The organism is Ferdinandcohnia sp. QZ13, assembly GCF_031324165.1.
Taxonomy (GTDB): domain Bacteria; phylum Bacillota; class Bacilli; order Bacillales; family Bacillaceae_L; genus Ferdinandcohnia.
The window spans coordinates 103,222-118,413 of the sequence record NZ_JAVIVW010000015.1; the positions used below are offsets into that span (position 1 = coordinate 103,222).

Here is a 15,192-nt window from a genome sequence, read left to right on the forward strand (position 1 = left end):
GAAACTCCTCTACTAAATTGCATACTTTCCCTGTTTCAGCTTTGAAATTAAGGTTAGTGCGTCCGTTTTTGCTTTATTCTGGACCACGTCTGTCCCAATGCATGAAGGACATCCTGATTCACAAGAACATTTTCGAATTAATTCTTCAGCTTCATTTAGAAGATTTTCCATTGAATCATAGACTTTTTCACTTAAGCCAATTCCACCTGGATAACGGTCGTATAAAAAGATTGTTGGCTGCTCATTGTGTACGGCTTTCACCTGTGGAACAACATGTAAATCGGATGGGTCGCACATTGTCATAAGCGGAGCAACATGCCTTAACACATTCGAAACACCTATTAAGCCTTCCTCAATTCGCTCGTCACTCAATCCCTCCAACTGTGATTTTTTTAAACTTATCCATGTAGAGGATGTATGAAGTTCCTCTTCAGGTAGATGAATCGGTCCTGACCCGATGTTCTCATGGGTTTCAAATTTTATCTTTTTAAATATAGTTGCCATCGCTTGAACAGATACATCTCCATAGCCAATTTCGATTGATTCATTTGAGCGTTCCTTATCTACCTCTAAAACCCGAAGATTTACAGCTAAATTTGCATCTGTAAAATAATCAACATCTACCTCTCTCACGAAGGCTTTCTTTTCTTCCCAATCTAACTTTTCAACTTGGTATTGTACACCTTGGTGCAAGTAAATCGCTTCATCATGAAGTAATGTCATTGCACTAAACCGATCCATTTCCCCAATCACTTTCACTGCCGCAACATCCGTTTGATCAATAATCACCACATTCTCTTGTGAAGCTGAGCGTAGGCTAATATTGTGGGCAGGGAAGGAATCATTCATCCAGTACCATTTATCCCCATTTTGATGAAGGACCCTCTCCTCTGTTAAAAATTCTAAAATATCTTCTAGATTAAGGTCACCAAATGTATCCCCCGCTTTAAATGGCAATTCATAAGCTGCACACTTAATATGATCAATTAAAATGACGAGATTATTTGGGTTAATTCGAGCTGTTTCAGGATTTCTACTAAAAAAGTACTCTGGGTTTTGAATCATATATTGATCAAGTGGATTAGAACTTGCAACCATGAAGATGACTGCTTCTCCTTGGCGTCGACCTGCTCGACCTGCCTGCTGCCAGCTACTTGCAATCGTTCCAGGGTACCCGGTCATAATACAAACCTGAAGTTGTCCAATGTCAACACCTAGTTCAAGTGCATTTGTACTAACAACCCCGTAAATATCACCATTACGAAGACCATGTTCAATCTCACGACGTTGTTTCGGCAAATACCCTCCACGATAACCTCGGATTGCTTTTGGTCCGAGCTTATGTTTCACGAGTTCCTGCAAATAGGTTAAAATAATTTCCACTCTCACCCTGCTTCGTGCAAAGATAATCGTCTGGATTTTATTCTTTAAAAATTCACTAGCTAGTTTTCTAACCTCAAGTGTTGCACTTCTACGAATATTAAGCGGTTTATTCACAATTGGTGGATTGTAAAAAACAAAATGCTTTCTACCTGTTGGTGCACCGTTGTTTTCGATTAATTCCATTTTGGTTCCGGTCAAATTTTCAGCAAGTTCCTTGGGGTTCGCAATTGTCGCTGATGTACACATAAAAATCGGGCTACTTCCATAAAACTCGCATATTCGCTTCAATCGTCTTATGACATTGGCAACATGACTTCCGAATACACCTCGATATGTATGAAGCTCATCAATCACAACATATTTTAGATTTTCAAACAATGATACCCATTTTGTATGATGAGGTAGAATAGCCGAATGCAACATATCTGGGTTCGTAATGACAATATGGCCAGCTTTTCTTACCTTTTGACGGATGTTTGCAGGTGTGTCTCCATCATATGTATAGCTGTTAATCGCAACTCCCATTTCCTCAATGATTTCATTCAGTTCACTTTTTTGATCCTGAGCTAATGCTTTTGTAGGAAACAAATAGAGTGCACGTGCTTGATCATTTTCAACGATTGTTTGTAAGACAGGCAAATTGTAACAGAGTGTTTTTCCCGACGCTGTCGGGGTTACGGCAACGAAATTCTGCCCACTTTGTGTTGTTTCATAGGCAGAATGCTGATGGGTATATAACTGATGGATCCCCCTTTTATCCAATGCTTCTCTTAATCTATAATCAATAGATTCCGGTATGTCCATTGTTTTGGCGGGAGTAGCCTCAATCGTATGCCAGTGGACGATGTTATTTGCGTATTGTGGGTTTTCTTTTATAAAATCCATTAATTCATGGATATTTTTCCGAAACTTCATTAAAAATCACCTCAGATTTTCTACCTATATTGTACAGAATAAACGTTCGTTTTTGAAGTGATTTCACCTAAATATGCAGTTGGTATTTTTAGTCTACAAAAAAGCACACCCTTACAGGGCATGCTCAAAATTTTATTACGTTCCACAAAAAGTTCGATATGGAGTATTTGATGGTTCCGGTAGTTTTGCGTATTCCGCCTGCTCCTCAGAGTGTGCAAAAGGATCTTTTAGTACTTCTAAAAGCTTTTCCATGACACTGTAGTCTCCATCTGCAGCCCTCTCAAGTGCTTCTTCAACGCGATGGTTTCTCGGTATGACAGCAGGATTAGATGTCATCATAAGAATCTTTATATCTTTTTCTGTTTCCTTTTGTCGTTTTTGTCTTTCTTTCCATTTTTGATGCCAATTTTTAAAACTATCCGTGCTACAAATTGAAAGGCTATCTAGCTTATCGAAGGTTAAAGCGATAAACATATTTGTATAATCTGCTTGACTTTTTTCCATCAACTCTAGGATTTCTTCAATAAGTTCCTTATCCTCTTCCTCTTGATTGAATAAGCCAAGCTTTTCTCTCATTCCGTTCAGCCAATTTTCCCGATACATTCCGTTGTATTTCGTTATTTTTTCCTGTGCTAATTGAAGTGCTTCTTCCTCATTTTCATGAAGTAAAGGTAATAAGCTTTCAGCAAAGCGAGCAAGATTCCAACCACCGATATATGGTTGGTTTCCATAGGCATAACGCCCTCCAGTGTCAATAGAACTAAACACCTTTTTTGGATCATATGTATCGATAAATGCACACGGTCCATAATCTATGGTTTCTCCGCTTATTGCCATATTATCTGTATTCATAACACCGTGTACAAAACCGACAAGCTGCCATTTCGCAATTAAGGCTGCTTGACGTTTAATCACTTCACGCAAAAATGCAAGATAACGGTGTTCCTCCCCCTTAATCTCAGGGTAATGACGTTCAATCGTATAATCCGTCAATTTCCGTAGTTCATCCTTTTTTCCAAGTCCTGAAATAAATTGAAATGTGCCTACCCGAATATGGCTTGAAGCAACACGAGTTAGGATTGCACCCGGTAAAACTGTTTCCCGATAAATCGGCTCACCTGTCGTGACAACTGCTAAGCTTCTAGTGGTCGGAATTCTTAAACCATGCATAGCTTCACTAATGATATACTCACGTAACATCGGTCCAATTGCTGCACGACCATCTCCACCTCGTGAATATGGTGTACGACCTGCCCCCTTCAGCTGTATATCATAGCGAGCACCATCCGGTGTAATCTGTTCACCTAGCAACACAGCACGACCGTCTCCTAGCATCGTAAAATGTCCAAATTGGTGACCAGCATAGGCCTGGGCAATTGGTATAGAACCATTAGGAGTTTGGTTTCCAGCGAAGATTTCGACCCCATCTTCCAGTAACCCCTGTACATCCAAACCGAGTGATTCAGCCAATTGTTTATTTAAGATAACGATCTCTGGATCACGAACAGGTGTTGGAGTGGTCTTTGCAAATAATTCTGTTGGCAACTGTACATAACTGTTATCAAAGTTCCAACCTAATTCTCTTTTCGTAATCATAAACACCCCTTTTCACTTCATAGTATTAATGCATTCTTATAAAATACCAAAGAAAATTGGTAAATGTATTTACTTGAGTTTCCATTTCTGTTTGTACAAAAGATTGCTGAAATGGTTTTGTTAAGGGCTGCAACACACTCTTGCGAATACGGTCTCGCTGCAATTCTGACACAATCGTATCATAAAGATCTTGCTGGTCTGTTGTGAATGTGGCTTCCTTCTCTAAATTCTTTGCTAAATCTAAAAGCTCTTCAAGTGAAAGCACTTTTCGATCAATTCTCGCTTGTAAAAAATGGAGTGATGTGGGATCAAGCAAGGAACTTCCCTTTTCCTTCATTACTGGAATAATTGCTTCTAAATACGTCAACACAACTTCGACAATGCGATGAATCGATTGTTCACTATTCGTAATTTTGATTGTAAAGATGATATAATGCATCATTCCGTAAAAAAGAATAGAAAGTTCAAACCCATATTCCCGAACTTCTTCGCCATAGACTTCTACAAATCTTCCCGCTAACCATTCCAATTCATGAATACGATGATGCATCACCATTTTTTTAAGCTCAACTTCGTTTGAGTTTAATATCGATTCAAAAATAGTATTAAGATTCCGTTCCTTATTTAATTGTGTTAATATCGAAATCTGATCTATTAATACTGCGCGGTCTGTTTCATCCTTTCCAACCTGCATCTCCATTCGAATTTGGCTGGCATCATAACGCAATCCTTCTAATATTTCTGCAATACAATCATTTTTATTCGAAAAATAATTATAAAAGGTACCTTTTGAAATATTTGCATGTTCAATAATATCTTGTATTGATGTTTGTTGAAATCCATTTTCAACAAATAATTTCAGAGCTACATCTGCTACTCGTCGCCTACGGTTATTCATATGTCCTCCATCAATTTCCTTTATATTCCATGAAACCATTTTATTTTCTTTCACAAGAATATTATACCTTAAGTATAAAAATATTGCACAAATTGAACTTGTGGTATAAAATCATTCAAGTAACAATTCAACGTATGAAACCGAGGGGATAAATTTATGGATTCAACATTACAAGAAAAAAAGCCTCCTTATTTGATGTTAGCTTTACTTTTTGTTGGGGCATTTGTTTCATTTTTAAATAACTCATTATTAAATGTTGCTTTACCATCTATTATGGTTGATTTGCATATTGAAAATTACTCAACCGTACAATGGCTTGCAACAGGGTATATGCTTGTTAGCGGTGTGTTAATTCCAGCATCTGCTTATTTAATTACAAGGTTTTCGAACCGAAGCTTATTTATTACATCCATGCTCATTTTTACAATTGGGACTGCTATGGCTGCTTTCGCTCCAAACTTTGGAGTATTAATTGCTGGACGTATGGTTCAAGCAGCAGGCTCTTCCGTCATGGGTCCACTATTGATGAATATCATGCTGGTAAGTTTCCCACTTGAAAAACGTGGTACTGCAATGGGTGTTTTCGGTTTGGTTATGATTACGGCACCCGCAATCGGTCCAACTTTGTCAGGGTATATTGTCGAACATTATGATTGGCGCGTATTATTTGAAATGATCTTACCTCTTGCTATAATCAGTTTGGTACTTGCAATTTGGAAATCTAAAAACGTGATGGAAATTAATAAAAATGCAACTATCGACCACCTTTCCGTTATCCTATCAACACTTGGTTTTGGTGGATTATTATACGGATTCAGTTCTGTAAGCAATGATGGATGGACGGATTCACTTGTTTTGACATCATTATTTATAGGTGGGATTTCGTTAATTTTATTTATTTTACGTCAATTAAGATTAGATAAACCAATTCTCGATTTAAGAGCCTATAAATACCCAATGTTTACACTAGCTTCTGTGATTGCCATGGTGAACGCGGTAGCGATGTTCTCTGGAATGATTCTAACCCCTGCATATGTACAAAGTGTTCGTGGAATATCGCCATTCGAATCTGGGTTAATGATGCTCCCTGGCGCCATTGTTATGGGAATTATGTCACCTATCACTGGTAAGTTATTTGATAAATTTGGTCCACGGATTCTATCAATTTGTGGCCTTATCATTACAGCAGTATCCACCTATTTATTAACACAGTTACAGATTGATTCTTCATACTCCTACATCATTACAGCATACACTCTTCGTATGTTTGGAATGTCAATGGTCATGATGCCGATTATGACAAACGGATTAAATCAGCTACCAGCACACCTATATCCACATGGGACTGCGATCAACAATACTGCTCAACAAGTTTCTGGCTCTATTGGAACTGCAGTATTAGTGACAATTATGAATAGTGTTGCTAAATCTGAAGGAGAAAGTTTAGTAGCAAATATGGATCCAACTACAATTACTGAAACAACACAAGCACTTATTGGTCAACAAGCATTACTTGCGGGAATCAATTATTCCTTCCTTGTGGCATTAGGTATTAATATTGTTGCTTTAGTTTTAGCATTGTTTATTAAACGAGTAGATGTAAGTGGAAAGGGTATGCCAACTCTTGAAAAAGCAGCTCCAGTAAAGGCCACTACAAATTAAATAAAAACCCCCTGACTTTTTGCTCAGGGGGTTTTTTTCATGTCACTTCTTACTATCACAAAAAAACAGATTCTAAAATAGAATCTGTTTTAATCGGTTTATATTTGGTTCATTACGCTTTTTGAACATTAGCAGCTTGTGGTCCTCTGCTACCTTCTTCGATATCAAAAGTAACTTCTTGACCTTCTTCTAACGTTTTGAACCCTTCACCTTGGATTGCTGAAAAGTGTACGAATACATCGTCTCCACCTTCAACTTCGATAAATCCAAAGCCTTTTTCACTGTTAAACCATTTTACTTTTCCTTGTGCCATTATGTTTCCTCCTATGTAATGCAACAAAAATATTGTTGCAAGGTAATGCATGAATTATTATGTCCATAGAAAAAACTTTTTATAACAAAAAAGTTGTTTCTATTTTTTAAAAAAATTTAATGGAGGAAAACAAGTAATAATCTTATGCTAAAAAGCTTTTATTATGGTTATTTACAACCTGTAATAATCTTGTATTTGTTTCCATTTCAGAACCACACAATGGGCAGTTTGGTTCAGTAGTACTTTTAAAATTATCTCGTACCCATCCATTACATTCCTCAGATGTGCATTCCCACACCTTCGTTTCCTCAGTAACAATTTCTTCGACTGGTCTTCTTCCAAAAGCCATTCAAATCATCTCCTTTGTTTTGGTTGGCACGAAACGTTACAAAAAACATAATAGCTAAATAATAAAAAAACTTATTATAAAAAGTAGTTCTATGAGCGCATTTTGAAGCGCTAGGTTTCCCTGAGAAACTCCTTATAATAAGTATTACTATATAATTTATCTCTTTAGGTAAATATTATACCACTTTCTGCCTATATTTGTAAAACCGACGTATTATTTATCATATATATGGCACGCTGTGAAGTGAGCCGGCTTGACTTCCTGCCATTTTGGAACTTCAATTGCACAGCGTTCCATTGCATACTTACATCTTGTTCGAAACACACAACCTGATGGTGGAGATAATGGAGTAGGAACCTCTCCTTCTAGTACAATTCGCTCCCGTTTTACGGATGGATCTGGGATTGGAACCGCGGATAGTAAAGCTTGTGTGTACGGGTGGAGTGGTTCATCATATAGGGATCCGCTATCAGAAAGTTCGACCATGTTTCCTAAGTACATCACAAGGATTCGGTCTGATATATATTTAACCATTGATAAATCATGGGCAATAAATAAATAGGTTAAATCCATTTTTTCCTGTAAGCTCTTTAATAGATTAACGATTTGAGCCTGAATGGATACATCTAAAGCCGAAATTGGTTCATCACAAACAATAAATTTTGGATGAACCGCCAATGCCCTTGCAATTCCTATTCGCTGCCTTTGGCCTCCACTAAATTCATGCGGGAATCGATTGGCATGTTCTGGACGAAGTCCGACTAACTTTAAAAGTTCATGCACCCGTTCTTTTCTTTTTTTACCTTTAGCGAGATGATGAATATCAAGTGGCTCCCCAACAATATCCTCAATTTTCATCCTTGGATTTAATGAAGCATATGGATCTTGGAATATAATTTGCATATTCTTGCGTAATTCCTTCATTTGCCTTTGATTAAACTCATAAATATTTTTCCCTTCAAAAAGGACCTCACCTGCTGTAGGCTCCATTAAGCGTATAATGGTTTTTCCAGCAGTTGATTTTCCGCAGCCACTTTCACCTACCAATCCAACTGTTTCCCCTTTATTTATGATTAAATTTAAATCATCTACCGCCTTTAGCGGTTTCTTTTGAATCGGAAAGTATTTCTTTACATTTTTCACTTCGATCAACTTTTGTGTTTTTACGGCCACTTTCAAACCTCCTCCTTAGACGAAATGCATCCGGTTTTTAGCCATCGGATGATTTAGCCAACAAGCGCTGTACTGCGTCGGGCTAACTCCCTCAAATTCCGGTTTATGTTCTGCACAAACTTTCATTGCCATCTCACATCTTGGATAAAATGAGCAGCCCTTTGGTGGGTCAAGTAAATCCGGAGGAGTACCAGTGATGGTTGAGAGTTTTTCATGCTTATCCATATCTAGACGTGGTACTGATTTTAACAATCCCTTCGTATAGGGATGAGTCGGTTTTGAGAAAATATCTTCAACACTACCTGTTTCCACGATTTCACCTGCGTACATGACAACAACCTTACTACACATTTCTGCTACCACACCAAGGTCATGCGTAATTAAAATAATGGAAGTATCTGTTTTCTCCTGCAGTTCCTTCATTAGCTGCAAAATTTGCGCCTGGATGGTAACGTCAAGTGCAGTAGTAGGTTCATCCGCTATTAAAAGTTTCGGCCTACAAGCAAGAGCTATTGCAATCATAACTCGCTGTCTCATCCCACCAGAAAATTCATGAGGATATTGATGAATGCGCTTCTCAGGTTGTGGAATTCCAACCAATTCAAGCATTTTTATCGCATACTCAAGCACTTCCTTTTTTGATATCTTCCTATGCCGAATAATGCCTTCCGCGATTTGAATCCCAATCTTTGTGGTAGGGTTTAACGATGTCATCGGATCCTGAAATATCATTCCTACCTCATTTCCTCTTATTTTTTCCATCGCTTTTTCTGATTTTTGGACAATATTTTCCCCATTTAACATGATCGAGCCTTTTTCAATTTTTGCTTGTGGGGATGGAAGAAGTCGCATGATTGATTTGGCCGTCACACTTTTTCCACAGCCTGATTCCCCCACAATGGCGATTGCTTCCCCTTTTTCCACTGAAAACGAAACACCTCTAACCGCCTTTACCTTCCCAGCACTTGTGTCAAATGAAACATGCAAATCATTAATATCTAATATATTTTCCATCTACTACTCATCCCTTTCGTCAATCTATTTCCGTAATTTCGGATCGAGTGCATCTCTTAATCCATCTCCGAACACATTAAAAGCAAACATTGTCAGCGAGATGAGAAACGCTGGGAAAAATAATTGATAGAAATTCCCGATTAATATACTACCTAATGCATCATTTGCCATCGTTCCCCAGCTTGCCTGTGGAGCTGGGATTCCAAGACCTAAAAAGCTAAGTGTCGCTTCTGCAAAAATCGCAGTTGGAACAGTTAATGTCACATTGACTAAAATCGGCCCCATCGTATTTGGTATCATATGTCTGCGTAAAATCCACGAGGTTTTTGCTCCCATTGCATTTGCTGCTTGAACATATTCGTATTCCTTCAGCTGGAGTACTTGCCCTCGTACTAGCCTTGCCATCGGAATCCAACCTGTTATTGACATCGCAATAATAATGGCCCAAATTCCTCTTTCAAGGACAATCATCACTAAAATAACCATTAATAAGTATGGGATGGCATAGAGGACTTCCGCAATTCTCATCATAATATTATCGGTTCTACCTCCACGAATACCGGAAATGCCTCCGTAAATAATCCCCGCTACAAAATCAATGAGAGCTGCCATTAGCCCAATAAATAACGAAATCCTCGCACCATACCATGCACGTGTAAACAAATCTCTTCCAGATGCATCTGTCCCAAACCAATGCTCCGCATTCGGACGGAGATTCTTCTTTGTAAAATCCTGTTCATAATACGTGTATCCGTTTAAATAAGGTCCGATAATCGCCAAGATTCCAATAATGAGAATGATGATGAGACCAAGCATGGCTAATTTGTTTTCCTTGAGGCGATTCCACACATCTCTCCAATAGGAAATGCTAGGTCTAGCAATTTTTTCTGCTTCCGCATATTTCTGTTCAACAGGTGCAAACATATCTTCTGTAAGATTTGGTCGATTTTTCATTTGCTCTCCCCCGTTACTTTAATTCTTGGATCAATCCACGTATAGGCGATATCAACAATGAGAATAAAAAGAATGAGGATAGCAGAATAAAAAATCGTCGAACCGAGAATGACTGGATAATCTCGATTAAAAATACTCGTTACAAACATTTCTCCCATTCCTGGGATACCAAAGATTTTTTCAATAATAAAGCTCCCAGTTACTATATTGGCTATTAGTATCCCAACAATTGTAACAACCGGCAAAATTGCATTTCGAATCGCATGTTTCAAAATAATTGCACCTTTTTTAAGTCCCTTGGCTTTTGCAGTTAAAATAAAGTCCTGACTCATCACCTCTAGCATGCTTGATCTCATTAACCTCGCGATAAACGCCATTGGCATCATCGCAAGTGAAAGAGTCGGCAGCACAGTATGTGACCAAGATTTCCAAGTTGCAACTGGAAACCAACGTAATTCAACTGCTAAGTAATTGATAAGAAACGTAGCCAGAATAAAGTTTGGTACAGAAATCCCTATAATTGCTAGAATCATCGAGGAATAATCAGGCCATCTATTACGATAAAGTGCTGCAATGATTCCAAATAGCAATCCTAGTGGAATTGCAATCAATAAGGCTTGTGTACCTAAATGCAAGGAAACAGGGAAACCATTCACGATCAAGTCATTCACTGTAAGTGTGGAAGATTTGTAAGAAGGTCCAAAATCAAACTGTAAAATAGAAAGTAAATATAGACCATATTGTACGAGTAAAGGTTTGTCCAAATTATAATAGCTTTGAAGATTATTATAGACAGCCGCTGGCATTGTTCCTTCTTGGGCAAATGGGTTCCCAGGAATACTGTGCATTAAGATGAATGTTAGTGTGATAATCACCCAAAGGGTAACAACTGCAAGGACTATCCGTTTTCCAATATATTTAAGCATGTTATCCCCCTTTTTTAATGGATCGTCTACTACTAATGGCCATGTCCTATGGCAACGTAGTCGTCAGCACATCATTTGCAAGTAAAAATCGGGTATGCTGGATTCCAGCATACCTCGATTTCCTAGATACCTAGTTTTTTATATCTGCATAAATGAACTGTGGATAACTATTAATTGGTGTGAAGATGCCAGTTACATGTGGTTTTACAGTAAATGGTTTTGTATAGAAATAAACTGGGATAACCGGCATTTCATCCATTAAGATTTTTTCTGCATCATGCATGGCTTTCATTCGTTCTTCTTGATTCATTGTTGTTTTCGCTAAGTTCACTAGCTTATCGTATTCAGAATTGCCCCAGTTTGCATCGTTATATGGTCCATCTGTTACCCATAGATCCATGAATGTCATCGGGTCTACATAGTCACCAACCCAACCCGCTCTGGAAATTTCATAATCTCCAGCTTTTTCCCGATCAAGTTTGACTTGGAACTCAACGTTTTCCAATGTAATTTCCACTCCAAGATTTTTTCGCCACATTTCTTGAACAGCCTCTGCTATCATCTTATGTCCGTCTGACGTGTTGTAGGTTAACGTTACAGCAGGAAACTTATCAAGGCCTTCTTCAGCAAGTCCCTCTTCCATCAGCTTTTTCGCTTCTTCAATATTTGCTTCAAATAGTTCTCCTGTATTTTCTTGGTAATCACCTGATACATCAGGAATTCCTGGAGGTACTATTGAATATGCAGCTTTTTGACCACCTTGAGCCACATGTTCCACAATCGTTTCACGATCAATTGCCATTGATAATGCCTTTCGAATCTTTACATTAGTAAATGGCTTCTTCTCTGTGTTTAAATTGTAGTAATAAACAGCAAGGTCCGTTCCAATTTCGAACTCAGGGTTTTTCTGATCCTTTAATTGACCAATGACATCCTGCGGTAACGGATATACTAAGTCCAATTCATCCGATTGGTACATTTGCCATGCTGTATTCTCATCATCAATAATGACAAAATGAACTTCATCTAAATTGATTTTGTCTTTATCATAATAGTTTTCGTTCTTTGCGAGCTTCATGCTTTCTTTATGCTTCCACTCAGTCAATTTAAAAGCACCATTTGATACGTAAGTATCTGCTTCCTGGTACCATTCTGGATTTGCTTCCTGAACAGACTTATTAATTGGATAATACGTATAGAATGATGTTAAATCTAGGAAATAAGGAGTTGGTTGCGCAAGTTTAACTTCTAATGTTGTATCATCTACTGCTTTTACACCAACTGCTGCTTCAAGTGCAGCTAAATCCGCACCATCTTCTGCAGAGTTATATGCCTCCCCACCCTCTAAATAGTAGAGTTGGTATGCATATGTAGATGCAGTTTCTGGGTTTAGTGCGTATTTCCAAGCATATTCAAAATCATGTGCGGTAACAGGGTCACCATTCGACCATTTTGCATCACCACGAAGCTTGAAAGTCCATGTGAGTCCATCCTCACTTGGCTCCCAGGATTCAGCCATTCCAGCTACGATTTCTCCTTCAGGCGTCTTTTTTGTTAAACCCTCAAATGCATGCTCAAGAATCCAAGAATCATGTGTTCCTTGTGCAGTACCAGGATGTAAAGAACCAGGCTCTTCATTATTATTAAGGCGAAGAATCTTTGGTCCAGATGCTTCCTGATCATTCTCTTTTCCTTCCTCACTAGGAGTTGATGGCTTTTCTGGTTTATTCGTTGTCGTTTCTCCACTAAAACAACCAGACAAAGCTAAAAAGATAGAAAGCAATAAGACCAATCCAACTGAAAGCTTTCTTTTCAAGCAATTGACCCCCTATACTATTTTTTGAAACCATTTTGATTTCTACATTAAATCTATAAATAAAAACGAGAAAATATTACATTTGAAGGAAATTTCTTTTTTATTTAAGTGATAAGTACTAGTTTTCCTTTCATACTTTAATACAACGACCTTTTAGTCTGGTAAATTCTCTCGCCTGAAATCTGGTAATACTTTACCTGTAATCTAGTAGTTTGGTACACTTAAAGTACTAGTGAAAATATGGAGTGAATACATATGAATCGGATTGAAATAACTGAGGTTTTACGTACGGTGCCACTTTTCAAAGAATTAACAAGCAATGAATTAAATGAGATCGTGAACATAGCCCAATACCGCCAATATAAAAAAGGGTCTCATGTATTTATGCAGGATGATCCTTTAGAAAATGTTTATTTTATCTATAAAGGAAAAGTAAAAATATACAAAAATGATATAAATGGGAAGGAACAAATTGTAACAGTCCAAAAGGATGGCGACATGTTCCCTCATGTAGGTTTCTTTCGAAAAGGGAATTATCCCGCTTATGCTCTTGTTTTAGAGGATACGCAAGCAGTGGTTATTTCCATCTCTCATTTTGAGAATGTTCTTTTACAGCATCCACAGGTCAGCATTAAGCTTTTCCGCGTAATGGGCGAGAAAATCGTAGATCTTCAAAATCGGTTGGAGGCTCAAATTTTAAATAATACTTATGAACAAATTATTAAATTAATTATGCGCCTTTGTAATACAGATGGAAAAGTACTCTCAGATGGCAGAATCATGATGACCACACAATACACGAATAAAGATTTGGCGAATATGATTGGAACCACCCGTGAAACAGTCAGCAGAACATTCACAAAATTAAAGAAAAAAGATATTGTCGAAATTGATGAAAAAGGGAATATTATTGTTGATCCGGAAACCTTAGAAGATGAATTATTCTTATAAAAAGGATGTTTTCGTTAACTTTGTTGTTTTTGATATAGCCATTAATAAGTATTAATAGACACATAAGTCCTCCCTCTAGTGATTGGTGCGTATGACACAAGATCCTCGAAAATGCAGGCATTTTCTTTGTGCGGTGTAGTTTCAAGGAAGCAGACTCAACGTCGTGCGGGAATAGCGAGCCAAGTGAGACCCCACAGTGAGCAATTCATGTTTAAAGCCTAGGAGCCACGTCCTGCATCAACGGCTTTGTAACCTACATCGTGTAGGCCTAAGGAGACTTGCGGATCGCTGCGGAATGCGAATGCCCGAAGCGGAAATCACCCTAGTTCCAACAATAAGTTAATAACAATAATCTTTTTGAAAAGAGCCTAAAAAAAAGAACTGAGCCCAATTTACGCTCAGTTCTTTTTTCATGCCCAAAACAAAAACATTTTAAAAGGAAATGAATATAGTGTGAGTAGATAATCCGTCTAGGGAGGAGAAAAGTGTGAAAGACGAAAAGTCAGATAAACCAATCCGAAAAAATGATAATGAGTCATTCGGTCCACTCATGAAATCAATGAATGAATTCTTTAACCAACAACCCATTAAACGTCTGTTAGGTACCCTTGATGATTTCTTTGAAAGGCCGTTTCCCTTTGCATCCATACCCGTGGAAATGTATGAAACAGATAAAGAACTTATTATTTCGGCAGAGATACCTGGAATTAAAAAAGAACAAATCGATATCGAGTATTCAGAAAGATATGTGACAATCACTGTAAATCATGTTGAAGAATTAGAAGAAACCAATGAAAAAAAGCAATATTATGTAAAAAAACATTCATTTAATAAAGCAAGTCGAACTGTCGCATTGCCATATCCGATTCATACAGATAATTTAAACGCTTCTTACGTAAATGGTGTCCTCAAAATTCGCATCCCAAAACAAAGAAGACGTAAAATAGTGATTGATGAGAGCATGTAAAATAACATGCTCTTTTTTACATACTTTCGATAGAAGATTAGCATCATATGGCTAGGAGGTGTAATTGTGGAGAAGAAGATAGGCAATCAAAATTTACCTGATTTTAAAGAACTGAATGACAGGTTTATTGCAGAAGCTAGTGATGAGCCCATACTTGTTATTAAAACGAATTTAGATCCAAAAAACGCAACCGATGAAAACCCTTATTATAAAGAATCTGAATCTGATGATGAGGAATTTTCCTCTTTTTTCGAAGAATCCTAAAGATGAAATGG

The 15,192-nt window shown here is 37.7% G+C and carries 14 protein-coding genes; 4 read left to right on the top strand and 10 right to left on the bottom strand.

What is annotated here, in order from left to right; translation table 11 throughout:
* Nucleotides 1-12 precede the first annotated feature (12 nt).
* The 3 genes from RGU12_RS14165 to RGU12_RS14175 form a co-directional block, all read right to left on the bottom strand.
* Nucleotides 13-2,298 (bottom strand): DEAD/DEAH box helicase, encoded by a 2,286-nt coding sequence (locus RGU12_RS14165; RefSeq protein ID WP_309536672.1) that lies wholly within the window; start codon nucleotides 2,296-2,298, stop codon nucleotides 13-15.
* Nucleotides 2,299-2,433: 135 nt separating this feature from the next.
* Complete coding sequence (locus RGU12_RS14170; protein WP_309536673.1) at nucleotides 2,434-3,894, bottom strand: protein adenylyltransferase SelO; 1,461 nt, start codon at nucleotides 3,892-3,894, stop codon at nucleotides 2,434-2,436.
* A gap of 25 nt (nucleotides 3,895-3,919) precedes the next feature.
* Nucleotides 3,920-4,846, bottom strand: coding sequence for a TetR/AcrR family transcriptional regulator (locus tag RGU12_RS14175; protein WP_309536674.1), 927 nt, complete (start codon nucleotides 4,844-4,846; stop codon nucleotides 3,920-3,922).
* A 102-nt stretch (nucleotides 4,847-4,948) separates the two neighbouring features.
* Here RGU12_RS14175 and RGU12_RS14180 point away from each other — a divergent pair, with 102 nt between their 5' ends.
* Nucleotides 4,949-6,454, top strand: a complete 1,506-nt coding sequence (locus RGU12_RS14180; protein ID WP_309536675.1) for an MDR family MFS transporter — start codon at nucleotides 4,949-4,951, stop codon at nucleotides 6,452-6,454.
* Between the two features lie 112 nt (nucleotides 6,455-6,566).
* Here RGU12_RS14180 and RGU12_RS14185 read toward each other — a convergent pair whose 3' ends face one another.
* From RGU12_RS14185 to RGU12_RS14215, 7 genes are all read right to left on the bottom strand, one after another.
* Nucleotides 6,567-6,767: a cold-shock protein gene (locus RGU12_RS14185; protein WP_116352317.1), complete on the bottom strand. Its 201-nt coding sequence runs from the start codon at nucleotides 6,765-6,767 to the stop codon at nucleotides 6,567-6,569.
* Between the two features lie 142 nt (nucleotides 6,768-6,909).
* On the bottom strand, nucleotides 6,910-7,116 hold the full coding sequence (locus tag RGU12_RS14190; RefSeq protein ID WP_116352318.1) for a cold-shock protein: 207 nt from the start codon (nucleotides 7,114-7,116) through the stop codon (nucleotides 6,910-6,912).
* A gap of 213 nt (nucleotides 7,117-7,329) precedes the next feature.
* The gene (locus RGU12_RS14195) at nucleotides 7,330-8,289 is read right to left on the bottom strand and encodes an ABC transporter ATP-binding protein (protein ID WP_309536676.1); all 960 of its coding nucleotides are present in this window, start codon (nucleotides 8,287-8,289) and stop codon (nucleotides 7,330-7,332) included.
* A 15-nt stretch (nucleotides 8,290-8,304) separates the two neighbouring features.
* Nucleotides 8,305-9,303 carry an ABC transporter ATP-binding protein gene (locus RGU12_RS14200; RefSeq protein ID WP_309536677.1) on the bottom strand — a complete coding sequence of 333 codons (999 nt, stop codon included), beginning with the start codon at nucleotides 9,301-9,303 and terminating at the stop codon, nucleotides 8,305-8,307.
* A 24-nt stretch (nucleotides 9,304-9,327) separates the two neighbouring features.
* Nucleotides 9,328-10,257 (bottom strand): ABC transporter permease, encoded by a 930-nt coding sequence (locus RGU12_RS14205; RefSeq protein WP_309536678.1) that lies wholly within the window; start codon nucleotides 10,255-10,257, stop codon nucleotides 9,328-9,330.
* Nucleotides 10,254-11,183: an ABC transporter permease gene (locus RGU12_RS14210; protein ID WP_309536679.1), complete on the bottom strand. Its 930-nt coding sequence runs from the start codon at nucleotides 11,181-11,183 to the stop codon at nucleotides 10,254-10,256. The genes RGU12_RS14205 and RGU12_RS14210 overlap by 4 nt, the downstream gene beginning before the upstream one ends.
* A gap of 130 nt (nucleotides 11,184-11,313) precedes the next feature.
* Nucleotides 11,314-12,999 (bottom strand): peptide ABC transporter substrate-binding protein, encoded by a 1,686-nt coding sequence (locus RGU12_RS14215; protein WP_309536680.1) that lies wholly within the window; start codon nucleotides 12,997-12,999, stop codon nucleotides 11,314-11,316.
* A gap of 255 nt (nucleotides 13,000-13,254) precedes the next feature.
* On the opposite strand from RGU12_RS14215, the gene RGU12_RS14220 reads away from it, so the two are divergent.
* From RGU12_RS14220 to RGU12_RS14230, 3 genes are all read left to right on the top strand, one after another.
* Nucleotides 13,255-13,950 carry a Crp/Fnr family transcriptional regulator gene (locus tag RGU12_RS14220; protein WP_309536681.1) on the top strand — a complete coding sequence of 232 codons (696 nt, stop codon included), beginning with the start codon at nucleotides 13,255-13,257 and terminating at the stop codon, nucleotides 13,948-13,950.
* Between the two features lie 487 nt (nucleotides 13,951-14,437).
* On the top strand, nucleotides 14,438-14,917 hold the full coding sequence (locus RGU12_RS14225) for an Hsp20/alpha crystallin family protein (protein WP_309536682.1): 480 nt from the start codon (nucleotides 14,438-14,440) through the stop codon (nucleotides 14,915-14,917).
* Between the two features lie 66 nt (nucleotides 14,918-14,983).
* Entirely contained in the window at nucleotides 14,984-15,181 is a 198-nt protein-coding gene (locus RGU12_RS14230; RefSeq protein ID WP_189655222.1) for a hypothetical protein, read from the top strand.
* Nucleotides 15,182-15,192: the final 11 nt, after the last annotated feature.

What these genes read in the sequence shown, in the direction of transcription:
- RGU12_RS14165 (WP_309536672.1), bottom strand. Translation starts at nt 2,298, where the DNA reads ATGAAGTTTCGGAAAAATATCCATGAATTAATGGATTTTATAAAAGAA.
- RGU12_RS14170 (WP_309536673.1), bottom strand. Translation starts at nt 3,894, where the DNA reads ATGATTACGAAAAGAGAATTAGGTTGGAACTTTGATAACAGTTATGTA.
- RGU12_RS14180 (WP_309536675.1), top strand. Translation starts at nt 4,949, where the DNA reads ATGGATTCAACATTACAAGAAAAAAAGCCTCCTTATTTGATGTTAGCT.
- RGU12_RS14185 (WP_116352317.1), bottom strand. Translation starts at nt 6,767, where the DNA reads ATGGCACAAGGAAAAGTAAAATGGTTTAACAGTGAAAAAGGCTTTGGA.
- RGU12_RS14190 (WP_116352318.1), bottom strand. Translation starts at nt 7,116, where the DNA reads ATGGCTTTTGGAAGAAGACCAGTCGAAGAAATTGTTACTGAGGAAACG.
- RGU12_RS14200 (WP_309536677.1), bottom strand. Translation starts at nt 9,303, where the DNA reads ATGGAAAATATATTAGATATTAATGATTTGCATGTTTCATTTGACACA.
- RGU12_RS14205 (WP_309536678.1), bottom strand. Translation starts at nt 10,257, where the DNA reads ATGAAAAATCGACCAAATCTTACAGAAGATATGTTTGCACCTGTTGAA.
- RGU12_RS14210 (WP_309536679.1), bottom strand. Translation starts at nt 11,183, where the DNA reads ATGCTTAAATATATTGGAAAACGGATAGTCCTTGCAGTTGTTACCCTT.
- RGU12_RS14220 (WP_309536681.1), top strand. Translation starts at nt 13,255, where the DNA reads ATGAATCGGATTGAAATAACTGAGGTTTTACGTACGGTGCCACTTTTC.